This window comes from Flavobacterium arcticum (assembly GCF_003344925.1).
In the GTDB taxonomy this organism is placed as follows: domain Bacteria; phylum Bacteroidota; class Bacteroidia; order Flavobacteriales; family Flavobacteriaceae; genus Flavobacterium; species Flavobacterium arcticum.
Window position 1 is genome coordinate 2885776 of the sequence record NZ_CP031188.1, and the last position, 15954, is coordinate 2901729.

17 protein-coding genes and 1 riboswitch are annotated in these 15954 nt (G+C 35.0%); of the genes, 8 read left to right on the forward strand and 9 right to left on the reverse strand.

Annotated elements, in window-relative coordinates:
• Positions 1 to 31 precede the first annotated feature (31 nt).
• From DVK85_RS13035 to DVK85_RS13045, 3 genes are read left to right on the forward strand one after another with little or no spacing between them, the layout of a single operon-like run.
• On the forward strand, positions 32 to 1528 hold the full coding sequence (locus DVK85_RS13035) for a phytoene desaturase family protein (RefSeq protein WP_114678861.1): 1497 nt from the start codon (positions 32 to 34) through the stop codon (positions 1526 to 1528).
• The gene (locus tag DVK85_RS13040; RefSeq protein WP_114678862.1) at positions 1525 to 2364 is read left to right on the forward strand and encodes a phytoene/squalene synthase family protein; all 840 of its coding nucleotides are present in this window, start codon (positions 1525 to 1527) and stop codon (positions 2362 to 2364) included. Before DVK85_RS13035 ends, DVK85_RS13040 begins: the two co-directional genes overlap by 4 nt.
• A gap of 10 nt (positions 2365 to 2374) precedes the next feature.
• A complete protein-coding gene (locus tag DVK85_RS13045; RefSeq protein ID WP_114678863.1) occupies positions 2375 to 2824 on the forward strand; it encodes a sterol desaturase family protein in 450 nt (149 codons plus the stop codon).
• Positions 2825 to 2902: 78 nt separating this feature from the next.
• Here DVK85_RS13045 and DVK85_RS13050 read toward each other — a convergent pair whose 3' ends face one another.
• From DVK85_RS13050 to DVK85_RS13070, 5 genes are read right to left on the reverse strand one after another with little or no spacing between them, the layout of a single operon-like run.
• On the reverse strand, positions 2903 to 3439 hold the full coding sequence (locus tag DVK85_RS13050; protein WP_114678864.1) for a DUF4252 domain-containing protein: 537 nt from the start codon (positions 3437 to 3439) through the stop codon (positions 2903 to 2905).
• A gap of 2 nt (positions 3440 to 3441) precedes the next feature.
• Complete coding sequence (locus DVK85_RS13055; RefSeq protein ID WP_114678865.1) at positions 3442 to 3963, reverse strand: DUF4252 domain-containing protein; 522 nt, start codon at positions 3961 to 3963, stop codon at positions 3442 to 3444.
• 30 nt (positions 3964 to 3993) lie between these two features.
• The gene (locus DVK85_RS13060) at positions 3994 to 4455 is read right to left on the reverse strand and encodes a DUF4252 domain-containing protein (RefSeq protein ID WP_114678866.1); all 462 of its coding nucleotides are present in this window, start codon (positions 4453 to 4455) and stop codon (positions 3994 to 3996) included.
• Positions 4452 to 4904 (reverse strand): hypothetical protein, encoded by a 453-nt coding sequence (locus tag DVK85_RS13065; RefSeq protein WP_114678867.1) that lies wholly within the window; start codon positions 4902 to 4904, stop codon positions 4452 to 4454. Before DVK85_RS13065 ends, DVK85_RS13060 begins: the two co-directional genes overlap by 4 nt.
• Entirely contained in the window at positions 4885 to 5400 is a 516-nt protein-coding gene (locus tag DVK85_RS13070) for an RNA polymerase sigma factor (RefSeq protein WP_114678868.1), read from the reverse strand. The genes DVK85_RS13065 and DVK85_RS13070 overlap by 20 nt, the downstream gene beginning before the upstream one ends.
• A gap of 121 nt (positions 5401 to 5521) precedes the next feature.
• Between DVK85_RS13070 and DVK85_RS13075 the strand changes: the two genes are divergently transcribed.
• Positions 5522 to 6967, forward strand: a complete 1446-nt coding sequence (locus DVK85_RS13075) for a S41 family peptidase (protein ID WP_114678869.1) — start codon at positions 5522 to 5524, stop codon at positions 6965 to 6967.
• Positions 6968 to 7063: 96 nt separating this feature from the next.
• Here the strand turns inward: DVK85_RS13075 and DVK85_RS13080 are convergent, their stop codons facing one another.
• Both DVK85_RS13080 and DVK85_RS13085 read right to left on the reverse strand, forming a co-directional pair.
• Positions 7064 to 8128, reverse strand: a complete 1065-nt coding sequence (locus DVK85_RS13080; protein WP_114678870.1) for a YncE family protein — start codon at positions 8126 to 8128, stop codon at positions 7064 to 7066.
• A 6-nt stretch (positions 8129 to 8134) separates the two neighbouring features.
• A complete protein-coding gene (locus DVK85_RS13085) occupies positions 8135 to 9958 on the reverse strand; it encodes a TonB-dependent receptor plug domain-containing protein (protein ID WP_114678871.1) in 1824 nt (607 codons plus the stop codon).
• A 31-nt stretch (positions 9959 to 9989) separates the two neighbouring features.
• Positions 9990 to 10194, reverse strand: a riboswitch (cobalamin riboswitch).
• A gap of 54 nt (positions 10195 to 10248) precedes the next feature.
• Between DVK85_RS13085 and DVK85_RS13090 the strand changes: the two genes are divergently transcribed.
• From DVK85_RS13090 to DVK85_RS13100, 3 genes are read left to right on the forward strand one after another with little or no spacing between them, the layout of a single operon-like run.
• On the forward strand, positions 10249 to 11388 hold the full coding sequence (locus DVK85_RS13090; RefSeq protein WP_114678872.1) for an ABC transporter substrate-binding protein: 1140 nt from the start codon (positions 10249 to 10251) through the stop codon (positions 11386 to 11388).
• A 6-nt stretch (positions 11389 to 11394) separates the two neighbouring features.
• Entirely contained in the window at positions 11395 to 12429 is a 1035-nt protein-coding gene (locus DVK85_RS13095) for a FecCD family ABC transporter permease (protein WP_114678873.1), read from the forward strand.
• A gap of 9 nt (positions 12430 to 12438) precedes the next feature.
• A complete protein-coding gene (locus DVK85_RS13100) occupies positions 12439 to 13224 on the forward strand; it encodes an ABC transporter ATP-binding protein (RefSeq protein ID WP_114678874.1) in 786 nt (261 codons plus the stop codon).
• Positions 13225 to 13232: 8 nt separating this feature from the next.
• Here the strand turns inward: DVK85_RS13100 and DVK85_RS13105 are convergent, their stop codons facing one another.
• Positions 13233 to 13664: a DUF6526 family protein gene (locus DVK85_RS13105; RefSeq protein ID WP_114678875.1), complete on the reverse strand. Its 432-nt coding sequence runs from the start codon at positions 13662 to 13664 to the stop codon at positions 13233 to 13235.
• A 20-nt stretch (positions 13665 to 13684) separates the two neighbouring features.
• Positions 13685 to 14389, reverse strand: coding sequence for an HAD family hydrolase (locus tag DVK85_RS13110; protein WP_114678876.1), 705 nt, complete (start codon positions 14387 to 14389; stop codon positions 13685 to 13687).
• A gap of 169 nt (positions 14390 to 14558) precedes the next feature.
• Between DVK85_RS13110 and rmuC the strand changes: the two genes are divergently transcribed.
• Entirely contained in the window at positions 14559 to 15950 is a 1392-nt protein-coding gene (gene rmuC / locus DVK85_RS13115) for a DNA recombination protein RmuC (protein WP_114678877.1), read from the forward strand.
• Positions 15951 to 15954 lie beyond the last annotated feature (4 nt).

Below are 15954 nucleotides of genomic sequence, written 5' to 3' on the forward strand. Positions count from 1 at the left end.
TGTTCAACTATTATCAATAATTACTAAACAAATGAAGAAAGAAATAAAAATAATAGGCTCAGGATTTTCGTCATTATCGGCAGCATGCTATCTTGCTAAATTAGGACATGATGTAACGATATACGAAAAAAATGCGACCATAGGCGGCAGAGCAAGGCAGCTTAAAAAAGATGGACTTACTTTTGACATAGGACCTACTTGGTACTGGATGCCCGATGTTTTTGAACGTTTTTTTGCTGATTTTGATAAAAAACCACACGATTATTACAGTCTAAAAAAACTATCTCCTGCTTATAGAGTATATTTTGGAGAGAATGATTATGTAGATATTGCTAGTAATCCTCAGTCGATTATAAATACATTTGAAAGTATTGAACAAGGAAGTGGTAAAATATTAAAAGAGTTTCTTGATGAGGCTAAAAGCAACTATAATATTGCCATTAAAGATTTAGTATATCGTCCAGGAGAGTCGCCACTAGAATTAGTTACCCCAAAAACAATGATGAAGTTGGGGCAATTTTTTAGCAATATATCTCGTGATGTTAGAAAAAAATTTAAAAGTAAAAAATTAGTCCAAATACTCGAATTTCCAGTATTGTTTCTTGGAGCAAAACCATCTGACACACCTTCGTTTTACAGTTTTATGAATTATGCCGATTTTGGGTTAGGTACTTGGCATCCCGAAGGCGGTATGTATAGCGTTATTGAAGGTATGGAAAGTTTAGCCAGATCATTAGGGGTTAAAATATATACTAATGCCGCAATAGAAAAGATAGGAGTAGAAAATGGTACTGCTTCTTGGATGATGGTAAATAATGAAAAAATAACCGCAGATATTATTGTGAGTGGTGCAGACTACCATCATACCGAAACATTGCTAGACAAGCCTTATAGAGCTTATAGCGAAGACTACTGGAACAAACGTACTTTTGCTCCATCGTCATTACTGTTTTATGTAGGTTTTGATAAAAAAATTGAGAGAGCAGAACACCACACACTGTTTTTTGATACTGATTTTGATATACATGCTCAGGATATATATGATAACCCTAAGTGGCCTGATGAACCTTTGTTTTATGCAAGTTTCCCATCTAAAACAGATATAGAGGCAGCACCATCAAGTAAAGAAGCGGGTACATTTCTTATACCACTAGCGCCAGGTATAGAGGATACTGAAGAACTTAGAGAGAAATACTTTGATAAGATAATAACCCGATTAGAGCGCCTTACAGGACAGGAACTTAAAAGTAGTATTCTATTTAAAGAGTCATTTTGTGTAAACGACTTTGTAAAAGATTATAACTCATATAAAGGTAATGCCTACGGGTTAGCTAACACGCTGTTGCAAACTGCATTTTTAAGACCAAAGCTAAAAAGTCAAAAAGTAAAGAACTTATACTTTACAGGACAGCTCACTGTACCAGGACCTGGTGTACCACCAGCATTAATATCTGGTAAACTAGTTGCTGGGTTAATAGAAAAACAGCTAAATAAAGAAATAAAAGTAACCGTAAAGGAAACAATATGAAATCTATTTTTGACGAAATCTCATACCAGTGCAGCCGTAACGTAACTAAGGCATACAGCACTTCTTTTTCTTCTGCCGTGAAGATGCTTTCGCCACGCATACGTCAAGATATTTATAATATCTATGGCTTTGTACGCTTTGCCGATGAAATAGTCGATACTTTTCATGATTATGACAAAGAACGATTATTTACATGTTTTGAAAATGATTTAGATAACGCTCTAAAAGATGGTATTAGTCTTAACCCTGTATTAAATGCTTTTCAGTACACTGCTAACAAGTATAACATCTCAGAAGAACTCATTAGTAGCTTTATGGAAAGTATGAAGATGGATTTATACAAAAAAGACTATAAAAGTGTTACAGAGTATAATGAGTATATTTACGGCTCAGCAGATGTTGTAGGACTTATGTGCCTTAAAGTTTTTACGGGTAATGATACTACTAAATATGATGAGCTAAAAGAACCAGCAATGCGACTAGGGTCGGCATTCCAGAAAATAAATTTTTTGCGCGACCTGAAAGATGATACCGAAGGATTAGACAGGAACTACTTTCCTGCTTTAAATCTACAGGAAATGGATGATGTAATAAAAAGACAAATTGTAGAGGAAATAGAAGCTGACCTAAATGAAGGGTTTAAAGGTATTATAAAACTACCTACAGAAGCTAAATTTGGTGTTTATACAGCTTATGTATATTATAAAAAATTACTCAAGAAATTAAAAAGAACACCATCGGTTAAGATAAAGTCAACACGCATTCGTGTCCCTGATTATCAAAAAATAGGATTGCTTGCAAAATGTTATCTTGACTACAGGTTTAATATTATATAATTTACAATTCATGGCACTTTATATTCATATAATCGTTTTTATACTCACGTTTTTCATAATGGAATTTATGGCGTGGTTTACGCATAAATATGTAATGCATGGTTTTTTGTGGAGCTTGCACAGCGACCACCACCGTAAAGATCATGACTCTTGGTTTGAGCGTAATGATGCCTTTTTTATATTTTATGCCATAGTGAGCATTGGTTTCTTTTTGTTATGGCAAAACAATATTTTAGAAATTGGCTTAGCTATTGGTCTAGGCATTTTTGCTTATGGGCTTGCCTACTTTTTAGTGCATGATATTTTTATACACCAACGGTTTAAACTGTTCCGAAATGCTAATAACAGGTATGCTAAAGCAGTGCGTAGGGCACACAAAATGCACCATAAACACTTAGATAAAGATAAAGGTGAATGCTTTGGGATGCTGATTGTTCCTTTTAAGTATTTTAAAAAATAATATATTTTATAAAAATGCCCTCAAAGAAAACTCCTTTGAGGGCATTTTTATAAATAATTAACCTTTATTATTTTTCGATTATTTCATCATCATGTCTTGTAATGGTTTAAGTTGTTCTAGGTTTAAGTTCCCCTTTTGTAACACCCCTACAATCTTCATTATATTATTTGGGTTCATGTCATCGCCTAGTACGCGCACCACACCAAAACCATTATCTTGCTGATGCATAAAAAGTACAAACTCATCGATATGTACATCATTGCCTACTGTATAAATAGCGACGCCTACTTTATTAGAACCATAACGCATTAACTCCTCATACTGTTCATCTTTCAACAAGCCTTTTACATTGGCTTGTTCTGTTTTATACAATTTAGTACTTAAAGAGTCTGTTTTAAAGATAAGTATATTCAATTTATCTAACGACTGCAATGCTTCTTGCTCACCTGCTGTTAGCGTAATACTATCGGTATTTATAAAATTTGGCGCAATATCTAGTGCTACAAAATTTTTAGATTGTGACTTTTCTACAAAATACTTTTGCAACGAAGGTTTATTATCGCAAGATACCAGCAGTACTAATAACATTCCTGCTATAAAAAACATCTTTTTCATAGTTACGATTTTTTAGATGCTTTTTTAAGCTGGCTACCTCCTGGTAAATTCATTTTATCTGTAAGTACAGAAAGTTCACTCAACTCAAAATCTCCTGTAAGCGACATTAATACTGTATCATCTTTACCACCTTCTATAAACATTAATAATTCTAATATTTGAGATGATGATGCACCTGTTTTTACGTATATTTTAATAACTTTTCCGCTATCATTAACACGCATCAATTCTTCTAGAGGGTATTTTTTCAGGTAACTTACTACAGAACTTTTCATATCTCCTATAGCCTTACTGTCAGACGTAGTGAAGACTTTAAGGTTATCTAGTTTCTTAATAAGGTCAAAATACTGCTGAGCTTCCTTATTATTTTTATCCATTTCAACATTGCCTATTAGCTGAAACATTTTTTTGCTTACTATAATAGCGGTTACACCATCCTTACCATCGAATTTATCAAATGCCGACTGTGCAAAAAACAGTGTAGGCATAAGCATTATTACTAATACGATTATTATCTTTTTCATCTTTGTTTTACTTTATGGGGTGTTCTTAATTTATTCTTTATCATCTAGATCTATATTCCCTATAAAAGAGACAAGTACAACCTCATCATCTTTCTTGTTCTCGGTAAAAACAAGTAACTCTTTTATTTGTGAGTTATTTTTACCTGCTGTAATGTATATGTTTACTTTAGTTCCTTTATCATTTAGGCTTACAAGCTCATCCATAGAGTGCTTTCTAAGGTAAGATGCAACCGTTTTTTTCATATCCTTAGAATATTTTTTGTCTGATGTAGTAAACACCCTAAGACTTTCCATGCTATCTACTTTATCTAAGTAGTCTTTTGCTTTTTCTGCTCCTCCAGATAATTTAATATACCCTAAAACATCTACAAGGTTTTCATGAATAACTATCCCATCAATCCCCTCTTTGTCCTGAAATTTATCAAACTCTCTTTGGGCAAAGGTAACAAATGGTGTAACTGCCAATAGTGCTACAATTATAAATTTTTTCATTTTGTATCTTCTTTAAAAATTTTGTTTTTTGATTTTTGATATTCGCCTAAATACGCTGCTCCTGTTACTCCTACATTTATATTACTAGAAAGCATATTAAGTGCTTTTTGAGTTTCCTTAAATGCTACTTCAGGATCATCATAAGTACCCAACTCTCCTTCTTGTGGTGTTTGTGGAGTAAGGAATAGTGCATAAAGACCAAGCATTAGTACAAAACTTGCTGCTACCGATAACCATGCTACATATTGTTTTCTAGGTTTTAGTGGTACGGTTTTTTCAAATTTTTCTGTTGCCTGCTGGGTAAAATATCCAAACATAGGACGGTACTGTTCTAAATGGGGCGCCACATCTAGAGAAGAGAAATAGTCTTTAAGTCTATTCTCTTCGGCAGTACTGGTTGCTGCATCAAAATATTTTTCCAGTAGTTTTTCAATTTCTTTCAATTCCATAGCTATGTTTTTTTGTAAGCTCTTCTCTAATTGTTTTTCTCGCTCTCGAAAGGGCTACTCGCACAGCCGTTTCATTCATATCCATCATTTTAGCGATTTCTTCAAATTCATATTGTTCTACATCACGCATCTGAACAATTATTTTTTGCTGTTCTGGCAGGGTATGCATAATTTTTTCTACCCAACTCCAACTATCACGATCTTCTGCTTGTTTCTGTAAACTAGCTTGCCCATCAGTAAAGTTAGAGTGCACTATGCGCATCTCTGTTGCTCGTTTTGATTTTAACTGATCTAAACAATAATTTTTAGTTATTGTAATTGCCAATGCTTCTACACTCGAATAAGTATCTAACTTTGCTTTATTCTTCCAGAGTCGTACCAATACCTCCTGTGTAGCATCTTCTGCTTCTTCGGTACTTACCAAAAGTCGTTTTGCCAATCGAAACATTCGATCTTTAAAAGTGTTTGTAATATTTATGAACTCCGATTGATTCATTTATAATAGACATTGGTTTGTTAGCCGTTAATAAAAGGAAGACGAACAATATAAATTTTTGTTACATATTGTATTAAATATATTAAATTTACGTTTTAATCAGAAATAATAATTGCGCTTGATGAGAAAGATAACACTACTACTAGCTGCACTAATGGTTACTTCATTAACCTTTCAGAGCTGCGAAGATATGGATGATAAAGCTGTTCCTGTTAATGACTTTATATGGAAAGGATTAAACTTATACTACTTATGGCAAGAGCAAGTACCTGAACTTGACGATGACCGATTTAGTAATCAAGCACAGTTAAACTCATATCTTGAAGGTTTCTCTAGCCCTGAATCGCTATTTCAAAATTTATTATATGAACCAGGTACTACAGACCGTTTTAGTGTAATTTTCCCAGACTACAGGGTGCTAGAAAATGCATTACAAGGTGTTTCTACAAGCAATGGCGTTGAATTTGGACTTGTATATGCCGATGAAAGCCAAACGAGTGTTTTTGGGTATGTTCGTTACATATTACCCGATTCGGATGCTGCAACAAAAGATATACAACGAGGTGATATTTTTTATGCTATAAACGGTACTCCTTTAAATGATGGTAATTACCAGTCATTACTAAGCGAAACTACTTATACCCTAAACTTTGCCGATTATAATGATGGTGAACTTACGCCAAACGGTGAAGAAGTTACTTTAACAAAAACCGAATATGCCGAAAACCCTGTATATACTACTAATGTTATAACGGAAGATGAGCACGTAATAGGCTACTTTATGTATAATGGTTTTTATAGTAGTTATGACGATGAACTTAATGCTGCTTTTGGACAACTAGCTTCGCAAGGTGTTAATGAGTTAGTATTAGATTTACGATATAACTCAGGCGGATCTGTAAGAACAGCTACTTATCTTGCCAGCATGATTACAGGACAATTTAACGGAGAACTATTCGCTAAAGAACAATGGAACTCTAAACTACAGGCGTATTATGAAGATAGAAATCCAGCAGCATTAGTTAATAATTTTACCAATAAACTATCTAACGATGCTGCAATAAACAGCCTAAACCTTAATAAAGTATATATACTTACTACACGCTCCACAGCATCGGCAAGCGAATTGATTATTAACTGTCTAAAACCTTATGTAGATGTTACCGTTATAGGCGATGTAACTACTGGTAAAAATGTAGGTTCGGTTACACTATACGATTCTCAAGATTTCTCCAAAAACAATCGCAGCGGAGTGCATACTTATGCCATGCAACCTATTGTACTAAAAGTGGTAAACAAAAATAATTTTGGTGACTATGAACAAGGTATAAACCCTGACATAGAACTTAAAGAAGACTTTGGAAACATGGGTATAATAGGCGACCCTAACGAACCATTATTTGCAACAGCAATAGCTGATATAACAGGAAACGGAAGGTTTAGTATTCCTGATAATAACAATCATAAACTGTTTAAAGACTCTAAGAGTATGCGTCGTTTTGGTACTGAAATGTATAAAGATGATATTCTTGAAGGTGGGTTTAACCTGATAAAAAATTTACAGTAATTATAATAAAAAAGAGTGGCGAAAGCCACTCTTTTTCTTTTCTCCTGTATGTGGATGTTCATTCAGGATACTAAACTTAAACAAATAACAAATAATCTAATTAAAATAAAAACCTGCAGGTATTACCCCTACAGTAAACTCTTCTAGCTTCTCACCTGTAAGCGAATAAATATATACTTTACCATTAGAGTTATAGTCCATAGCATCACCTACATATACCTTATTGTTTTTCACTTCAAAAGAATATACACCATACACTCCTTGCTCAGTAGTAGTAAATAATGGTGCAGAAGGTAAGGTAGTAGCAGAAGTTGTCATAGTATATATACCATCATTTATAGTATAGTATAACTTATTGTTTTCTATAACAAGGTTAGTAGGGTGAGTTATTCCGTTAAAAACAAGATTTTGGGAAATACTGTTATCAGTAAGGTTTATAACCGTCAATTGTCCGGTAGTTTCTGTACCCGACCATGATGGTGCTCCTTCGCCCATTACGTATAATTTACCATTATCAATTTCAAGACTGTTTGGCACATCTCCTACAGCAATGCTTGTTGTTACATTACCAGCAGCAGCATTTATTACCGTTACAGTATTACCATAACCATAGCCACCTTTATGAGCTACATATAAATTACCATTATTTTCAACAATAGCCTCAGGACCTTCTACTACTTCAATACTTGATGAAACAGTATTAGTAGATAAGTCTAATACAGCAACATAATCATCAGTAGTATCGACAGGATCACCCCAGTTAGTAACATACCCCTTATCTCCTGAAAAAGCTATATAACGCGGATTATCAAGCCCAGTAGTAACGGTTGCTACACCTTCAAAAGTATAACGGTTTACTATTTCTATTTTATGGGAATTGTTTACAACAATGTAAGCATAGTCGCCATGTAAGCCTATATCTTGACCTGTATCGCCAAGAAGTCCACCGTTAACCAGTGAAAACACATTATTTTCAAGCTCATTAGCTTCCGAAAGAAATGATATAGAAGCATTACCTACATTATACCCTCCTTGGTTAAGTATTAATAAACCATTATCATAAGCGCCTTTTGGCGCGTTAGATGAATCGTCATCACTGCTACATGAAGCAAAGAATAGAGCTCCTGCAAATGCTGTTAAAATTAGTTTGTTAAGTTTCATTTATGATTAAAATTTAAAATTAAGGTACATAGTATAATTGCGTCCTGGCATAGGACGTGTTGCTACGTTCTGATAGGCTTTGTCCCAAAGGTTATGTATTTGCACACCTACATCTAAGCCTTGCAAGAGCTTAAAATGATATTCTGCACCAAGTGTAGAAACATGGTAAGCGTCAATTTGAGAATTGTTATCAGAGGTATTAAATACCTTACCATTATATAAATGGCGGTAATATGTAGAGATGTTTTTATAAGAATAAGCTAGCGAAGCCGTAGCTTTATTAAAAGGCACATAAATAAGTTGGTTACTACTACCATCTTCACGCGATACGGTATAAGCATAAGTACCATTAAAAGTGAAACGGCTACTACCTATAGTTTTTTGCCAGTTTATAACCGACTCCACCCCATAAGTATTTACTTTACCTACATTTTCAGGTCGCCATACATTGTTTACCGGTATCCAGCGCAGCATATCGCGTAGTTTTATATAATATCCTGTAACGGTAAGTTTTACATTTTTAACTTTAAACTCGTTGCCTAGCTCTGCTTGATAAGAGCTTTCGGGTTTTAAATTAGGGTCGCCACTACCCTGCCAATACAAATCGTTAAAAGTAGGAATACGAAAATTGCGCGAAGCATTAGCTTTAACAGTATAAAATTTCGTTACATCATAACTACTCCCAAAAGAAAAAAGCATGGGGCTTTTATAAACATCTGTTACCTCTTTACGTACACCTAATTCATATTGTAATTTATTGTTAACCGTATGTTGTAACAACAAACTCCCTGAACCTATATTACGCTCCTTTACCTCGATATCTGAGCCTTTGCCTTTGTTATGAGTATAGTTTAATAATGTGTTTATTTTTAAATTATCGGTAATGCGGTAAGCCAAGTCATACGTTCCCAGCCATGTATTTACTTTCCCGAAAGTATAATTATCATTACCCCTCGCATAATACTTATAATGCTCGGTAAGCAATCCTGCTTTTAGCTTAGAGGTAAAACGTCCATACAACCCTAACCACTCTAGTAAGTTTCTTGAGTTAATGTCTTGGTATTTACTTTGTGACGGTGCAGCAAGCGTACGCGAAAAGTGCCTTTCGCCATCGTAAGCAAAGCTATACAGCCGTAGTATGTTTTTTTTATTCAATTTATACCCAAAAGCAGCATTATAACTGGTATTATAATACTGTCCGTTTTCATTTTTTATGTTCGAATTGGGGTATTCATAGTCATTGTTAGAATTGTTTCGACTAATGCTTACATCACTACTAAATTTATGGGTAGAAGCCTTAAAATTGTAATTAGCATTCACAGTATTATAGCTACCATATTTAACTAAAAGTACATTGTTAATTTTATTATCAAAAGATAAATCATTATTCAAATGAATACTCCCCCCAATAGCACTACTACCATAAATAACGCTACCTCCTCCTGCTCTTACGCTAACCGAATTGAAATCACCTGCATTCAAGATATTAAAATCTGTTTGCCCGTTAAGTTGTGAGTTGATGTTGATACCATTCCATATTACAGCGGTTTGCTGCGCCGTAGTACCCCGAAACGATGGTGACGACACCATACCCAAACCATTTTCTTTAAAATAAATGACAGTATTATAGTTGAGTAAAGCTCCTAATGAAGCTGGATTACGAGCAATAACTGAATCGTTTAATTGTTGAACTGATTGCGAGTTGGAATAATCGCGTAGTTGAGTATCAGATATTATTACCTCTTGCAATTGGGTAATAGTATCGTTTTGCGCACAAAGGTATTGGCACAATAATAGTGAAGCGATGAAGAATAGTTTTCTTATAGTCATAAATCGTAGAACCCTTTTTCCCGAAGGTTCGATATTCGTTATACTAAAGGCAGGTCTCCTGGCTTGCGTACTGTTGTTCACCTTCCCATAACTTTCGTTACAGTGGTATGCAGTTAACAACAGTCTCCCTTATCGGGATAAGCTTACAGTTGCGGGAACAGCTCAGGTATTTAACCTGATTCCCTTTTAATGTGACGACATGAAAAAACGCCACAACCTAAAGTCGGGGCAAAGATAGGATTTATATTGAGATATTTAATTTATACATTTGCAACTGTTCAATATTTTTTATGAAGAAGTTAAACATCATCTTATCGATTATTGTATTGCTTGTAGCTACTGGCTGTAAAAAGGAAGCAAAACAAAAGAGTACTCCACCCGAAACAACTGTTAATGCCGTAACACACGCGAGCGGGTTACAAATTTATAGATACAATGGCTACTCCGTTGTAAAAGTGACAAACCCTTGGCCTAATGCCGAGAAAGGTTTTACTTATGTAATGCAACAAAAAAACGCTATAATACCCGATAGCCTTAGCCAATATATTACGATACCTGTACCCATAAAAACAGTAGTAGCTACCTCAACTACACACATACCATCATTAGAAATGCTTGGCGTTGAGAATTCATTGGTAGGGTTTCCAGGAACTAATTATATATCATCAGAGAAAACAAGAGCGCGAATTGATGCTGGTAAAGTACGCGAAGCTGGTGCTAATGAAAGCCTAAACACCGAAGTAATGATAGACTTATCACCCGATGCGGTAGTGGGCTTTAGCATTAGCGGAGATAATAAAACAATGACTACATTAGAGCAGAGCGGTACAAAAGTATTGTATAACGGCGACTGGACAGAACAATCGCCATTAGGAAAAGCGGAATGGATTAAATTTTTCGGGGAACTATACGACTTACAAGAAAAAGCAGATAGTATATTTAACCAAATTGAAACTGATTACAATGAGGCAAAAACTTTAGCACAAAACGCCAAGGATAACCCTACCGTACTTAGTGGAGCTATGTATCAAGATCATTGGTATTTACCACAAGGAGGTAGTTGGGGTGCATTGTTTATAAAGGATGCGCATGCCAATTATCTTTGGGCAGACTCTGACGGAACAGGCAGTCATACACTATCGTTTGAAACAGTATTAGACAAGGCACAAAATGCTGACTTTTGGATTGGTCCTGCTCAGTTTACATCATTACAAGAAATGGTTGACAGTAACCCTCACTATGCACAATTTAAAGCTTTTCAAAACAAAGAAGTATATTCTTTTGCAAGTAAAACAGGAGCTACAGGAGGTATTATTTATTATGAACTCGCTCCTAACCGTCCTGACTTAGTGTTAAAAGACCTCGTGAAAATACTACACCCCGAATTGTTACCAAACTATGAACTTCATTTTTTTGAAAAACTAAAATAAAACGCATTGCAGCACACAAAGCAATATAAATTTTTATTTCTGGCACTAGGCATTAGCTTAGTACTACTATTTTTAGCAAACCTTAGCTTAGGGTCGGTAAGTATTCCTTTTAAAGATGTAATACAAACCCTAGCAGGTGGCGAAGCTACCAAAAACAGTTGGGAATATATTATACTTAACTATCGTTTACCCAAAGCTATAACTGCTATTATAGTAGGTATAGGGTTATCAATTAGCGGATTACTTATGCAAACGCTTTTTCGCAACCCCTTAGCAGGGCCCTATGTACTGGGGCTGAGTTCAGGAGCAAGTCTTGGGGTAGCTTTCATTATACTAGGTGCTGGAATATTACCTGCTTTTTTAGGTAATATATTCATTTCATCTTATGGTGTAATAATAGCAGCTATACTGGGTAGTTTCGTAGTCCTACTAGCGGTATTACTAGTAGCACAACGCTTAAAAGATACTATGGCAATACTTATTGTAGGCTTAATGTTTGGTAGTTTTACTAGTGCTATAGTAAGCGTACTCACCTACTTTAGTACAGCACAACAGCTTCAAAAATTCACATTTTGGGCTATGGGTAGTTTGGGTAGCTTGCCTTGGAAAAACATAAGTATTTTGGGTATAACCTGTCTGGCAGGTATAATCTTGGCTGCATCGTGTATAAAACCGCTCAATGCATTATTATTAGGCGAACGCTACGCTAAAAGCATGGGTATTAACTTTAGTAAAACACGATTTATAATAATATTGGCAACCAGTTTACTTGCCGGAAGCATAACGGCTTTTGCAGGACCAATAGCCTTTATAGGGCTTGCCGTACCCCATATTGCAAAACTTTTATTTAAGACAAGTAATCATTTAATATTGTTTTGGGGTACATTGTTATGCGGAGCAATAATAATGCTACTATGTGATACTATAACACAACTACCTGGCAGCGACTTAACATTACCTATTAATGCGGTAACCTCTATAATAGGTGCACCAATAGTAATATGGTTATTATTACGAAAAAGAAAAGGAATGTACAGTTAAACCAACGCTATGAAACAAGACGACATGATACTATCGGCAAATGGAATAAGCATTGGCTATACTACTAAAAAAGCAAAAAAAGTAATAGCAGATAATATTACCATTAACCTGAAAGCAGGAAGTTTTACGGCACTTATTGGGGCAAATGGTATTGGTAAATCTACACTATTACGTACCCTTACAGGCATACAAAACCCATTGAAAGGAGAAGTTTTTCTTAATCGTAAAAAAATAAATGACTATACCCCTAAAGAACTAGCGCAAAACCTTAGTATAGTATTAACAGAAGGCTTACCACCGAGTAACCTCAGCGTGTATGAACTGGTTGCGCTAGGAAGACAACCTTATACCAACTGGTTGGGTACACTTTCTCCTGAGGATAGCGAGAAAGTAAATGAAGCATTAGCACTAACACAACTAACAGCATTGGTAGATAAAAAGCATTATGAAATAAGTGATGGACAGTTGCAAAGAGTACTCATTGCACGCGCTTTAGCGCAAGACACCCCTTTAATACTACTAGACGAACCTACCACGCACCTCGACTTACTGCACAAAGTGAGCTTATTAAAACTGCTAAAACAGCTTACCAAGAAAACAGGAAAAAGCATTCTCTATTCCACCCATGATCTTGACCTTGCCTTACAGCTTAGTGACGAACTTGTAGTAATGACACCCGAAGGAACAGTACAAAGCAGTCCTAAAAAGCTTATAGAAAGTAATGTTTTTGATGCTTTATTTATGGATAAGAATATAGTATTCGATAAAAACAAGAATGGCTTTACAATTCTGTAGAACAAACCTTATACCCTACTATTATCAGCGCGCCAGTTTTTTATTGATTTTTTAATCGCACTAGGCGAAAGGTTTTCTTTTATTACTCTATCAGCAAGTGCTGCCAATTCATCATCAGGAGCAAAACGCAATGCAAAAATTTGACCTTGCGATAAACTATCTTCTAAAATTTCTAAACGCTTTCCTGTTACAACAAAATAGCGATAGCGCATTTCTTGTAGTATAATTCTATTTTGTAAGGTTAGTGAATAGTGTTGGCGTAACATAAAGGACAGCCATATAACAGCCGTAGTAAGCATACCCATAAAGAGCCATATTTGCTCCTCACTTTTTGAAGCATTATAAGCTGTTGCAACAAGTAAAATAAGCATTAACGGATAAAATATAAAGTGATGTGGCGAGTAAAATCGTATATGATTTTTATAATTTTGTTGTGACATTGTCTTTTATTTTTTTATTGTTACAGTAAATTACTTTTAGGCAATAGTAGTGGTAGTATCTCTGTTATTTTTTCGATTTCGCTAAAATTCTCATGTTCTACATTGTGCTCTACCATTTCATGTGCCCAAGTAGTATGGAAAGGTACATGGCAGGCATGACCACCAATTTCTAATACAGGAAGCACATCAGACTTTAATGAATTACCTATCATATAAAATTCACTAGGTGATATATCTAAACGCTTTAGAAGTTTTTGATAGTCTATTGCCTTTTTATCAGACATCACCTCTATATGATGAAAATAATGCCCTAGCCCAGAATTATGTAGTTTGCGTTGCTGATCTTTCAGGTCGCCTTTAGTAGCTACAACTAGTTTATAATGCCCTTGTAGCTTATTTAGGGTTTGTTCTACCCCATCTAGCAATACAATAGGCTTTTGTATTAATTCTTTACCAAGATCTGTAATTTTTTGTATACTACTTACACTCAGAGTCCCTTCAGATATTTTTACAGCAGCTTCTATCATACTAAGCACATAACCTTTAATACCATAACCATATAATGGTAAATTATTTATTTGAGTATTAAAAAGCTCTTGCGATATACTTTGATGTGAAAGATAGTTTTCCATAATACCACAAAACTTCTTTTCGGTTTCTTCAAAGTAAGGTTCATTTATAAATAGAGTATCGTCAGCGTCAAATGCTATAACTTTAAGGCTCATAAATTAAGAGTTTATTTACAAATTTACTAAAGAAAGACTATACAAAGTAATGTGTTATGTTAATTGATTTATAATGTTTTAATATTCATAAAAAACATTTCTGAACTATTAATAAACATAAACGTTTGGATATTTTCCTTATTTTTACATTTCAGCAAAAACTTCACTAATGCCCGAAACCATTACTTTATTACTCGCCTTTATAATAGCCCTTGCAATAGGTGTTTTTATTGGTAAAATTGTTTTCTCTTCAAAATCTGATTCCGAGCGAAAAGTACTTGAAGAGCGCAACAATAGCCTTACTCAGCATATAGAACAACTAAAACAGCAATTTGTAAGCGAAAAACAAGTTATTGAAAAGCAAATGTTACAGCTACAAGAAGAACGCGAAAACCTGCGTACCGCAAAAGATGCACTATCGATACAGCTTACAAAAAAGGAAACGGACTTTGACAACCTGATGGAGCGCGTTAAAGAACAACGTGAGGAAACAGAAGAACTGCGCGAAAAATTTACTAAAGAGTTTGAAAACCTTGCCAATAAAATATTGGAAGAAAAATCGACTAAGTTTACCGAGCAAAATCGCGAGAATATTAAAAACATATTGTCGCCTTTACAGGAAAAAATACAGCTTTTTGAACGAAAAGTAGAAAGTACTCACAAAGAAAGTATTGACTACCATGCTGCACTACGTGAGCAAATACTTGGGCTTAGTAAAATGAATGAGCAGATGAGCCGCGAAACAATTAACCTTACCAAAGCATTAAAAGGCGACAGCAAAATGCAAGGAAACTGGGGCGAATTGATACTGGAACGAGTACTAGAAAAATCGGGGCTGGAAAAAGACCGCGAATATTTTGTACAACAAAGCCATACTACCGATGAGGGTACACGTGTACTACCCGATGTAGTGATAAACTTACCCGATGGCAAAAAAATGGTTGTAGATAGTAAGGTATCACTCGTGGCTTATGAACGTTATGTAAACGAAGAAGATGATCCGTTAAGAATAGTGCACCTAAAAGAACACGTAAACTCTATAAAACGCCATATAGATCAATTGGGAGAAAAGAATTATCAAGACCTCTATAAAATGGAAAGCCCTGATTTTGTTTTACTTTTCATCCCTATAGAATCGGCTTTTGCAAGCGCATTAAATGAAGATACGACTCTATACAATAAAGCTTTTGAACGTAATATTGTAATTGTAACACCTAGCACACTACTTGCTACCTTACGTACTATAGACAGTATGTGGACAAATCAAAAACAGCAGGAAAATGCCTATGAAATTGCTAGACAGGCAGGTGCGTTATATGATAAATTTGTAGGTTTTACTGACGATCTTATTATGGTAGGCAAACGTATGGACGAAGGCAAAAAAGCCTATGAAGGAGCTATGGGCAAACTAGTAAACGGACGTGGCAATATCGTAACCAGTATAGGGAAATTGAAAAAAATGGGGGCTAAAGCTAAAAAATCGCTACCCGAAAACATAGTAACCCGAGCTATGCTAAGTGATGAAGAAAATACAGAAGACGATAATTTACTCAACCCGTAATATT

Coding starts and splice junctions, on each gene's coding strand:
- DVK85_RS13050 (WP_114678864.1), bottom strand. CDS start 3,439: ATGAAAAAGATGTTTTTTATAGCAGGAATGTTATTAGTACTGCTGGTA.
- DVK85_RS13045 (WP_114678863.1), top strand. CDS start 2,375: ATGGCACTTTATATTCATATAATCGTTTTTATACTCACGTTTTTCATA.
- DVK85_RS13035 (WP_114678861.1), top strand. CDS start 32: ATGAAGAAAGAAATAAAAATAATAGGCTCAGGATTTTCGTCATTATCG.
- DVK85_RS13060 (WP_114678866.1), bottom strand. CDS start 4,455: ATGAAAAAATTTATAATTGTAGCACTATTGGCAGTTACACCATTTGTT.
- DVK85_RS13105 (WP_114678875.1), bottom strand. CDS start 13,664: ATGTCACAACAAAATTATAAAAATCATATACGATTTTACTCGCCACAT.
- DVK85_RS13080 (WP_114678870.1), bottom strand. CDS start 8,128: ATGAAACTTAACAAACTAATTTTAACAGCATTTGCAGGAGCTCTATTC.
- DVK85_RS13055 (WP_114678865.1), bottom strand. CDS start 3,963: ATGAAAAAGATAATAATCGTATTAGTAATAATGCTTATGCCTACACTG.
- DVK85_RS13070 (WP_114678868.1), bottom strand. CDS start 5,400: ATGAATCAATCGGAGTTCATAAATATTACAAACACTTTTAAAGATCGA.
- DVK85_RS13090 (WP_114678872.1), top strand. CDS start 10,249: ATGAAGAAGTTAAACATCATCTTATCGATTATTGTATTGCTTGTAGCT.
- DVK85_RS13040 (WP_114678862.1), top strand. CDS start 1,525: ATGAAATCTATTTTTGACGAAATCTCATACCAGTGCAGCCGTAACGTA.
- DVK85_RS13085 (WP_114678871.1), bottom strand. CDS start 9,958: ATGACTATAAGAAAACTATTCTTCATCGCTTCACTATTATTGTGCCAA.
- DVK85_RS13110 (WP_114678876.1), bottom strand. CDS start 14,389: ATGAGCCTTAAAGTTATAGCATTTGACGCTGACGATACTCTATTTATA.
- DVK85_RS13100 (WP_114678874.1), top strand. CDS start 12,439: ATGAAACAAGACGACATGATACTATCGGCAAATGGAATAAGCATTGGC.
- DVK85_RS13065 (WP_114678867.1), bottom strand. CDS start 4,904: ATGGAATTGAAAGAAATTGAAAAACTACTGGAAAAATATTTTGATGCA.
- DVK85_RS13075 (WP_114678869.1), top strand. CDS start 5,522: ATGAGAAAGATAACACTACTACTAGCTGCACTAATGGTTACTTCATTA.
- rmuC (WP_114678877.1), top strand. CDS start 14,559: ATGCCCGAAACCATTACTTTATTACTCGCCTTTATAATAGCCCTTGCA.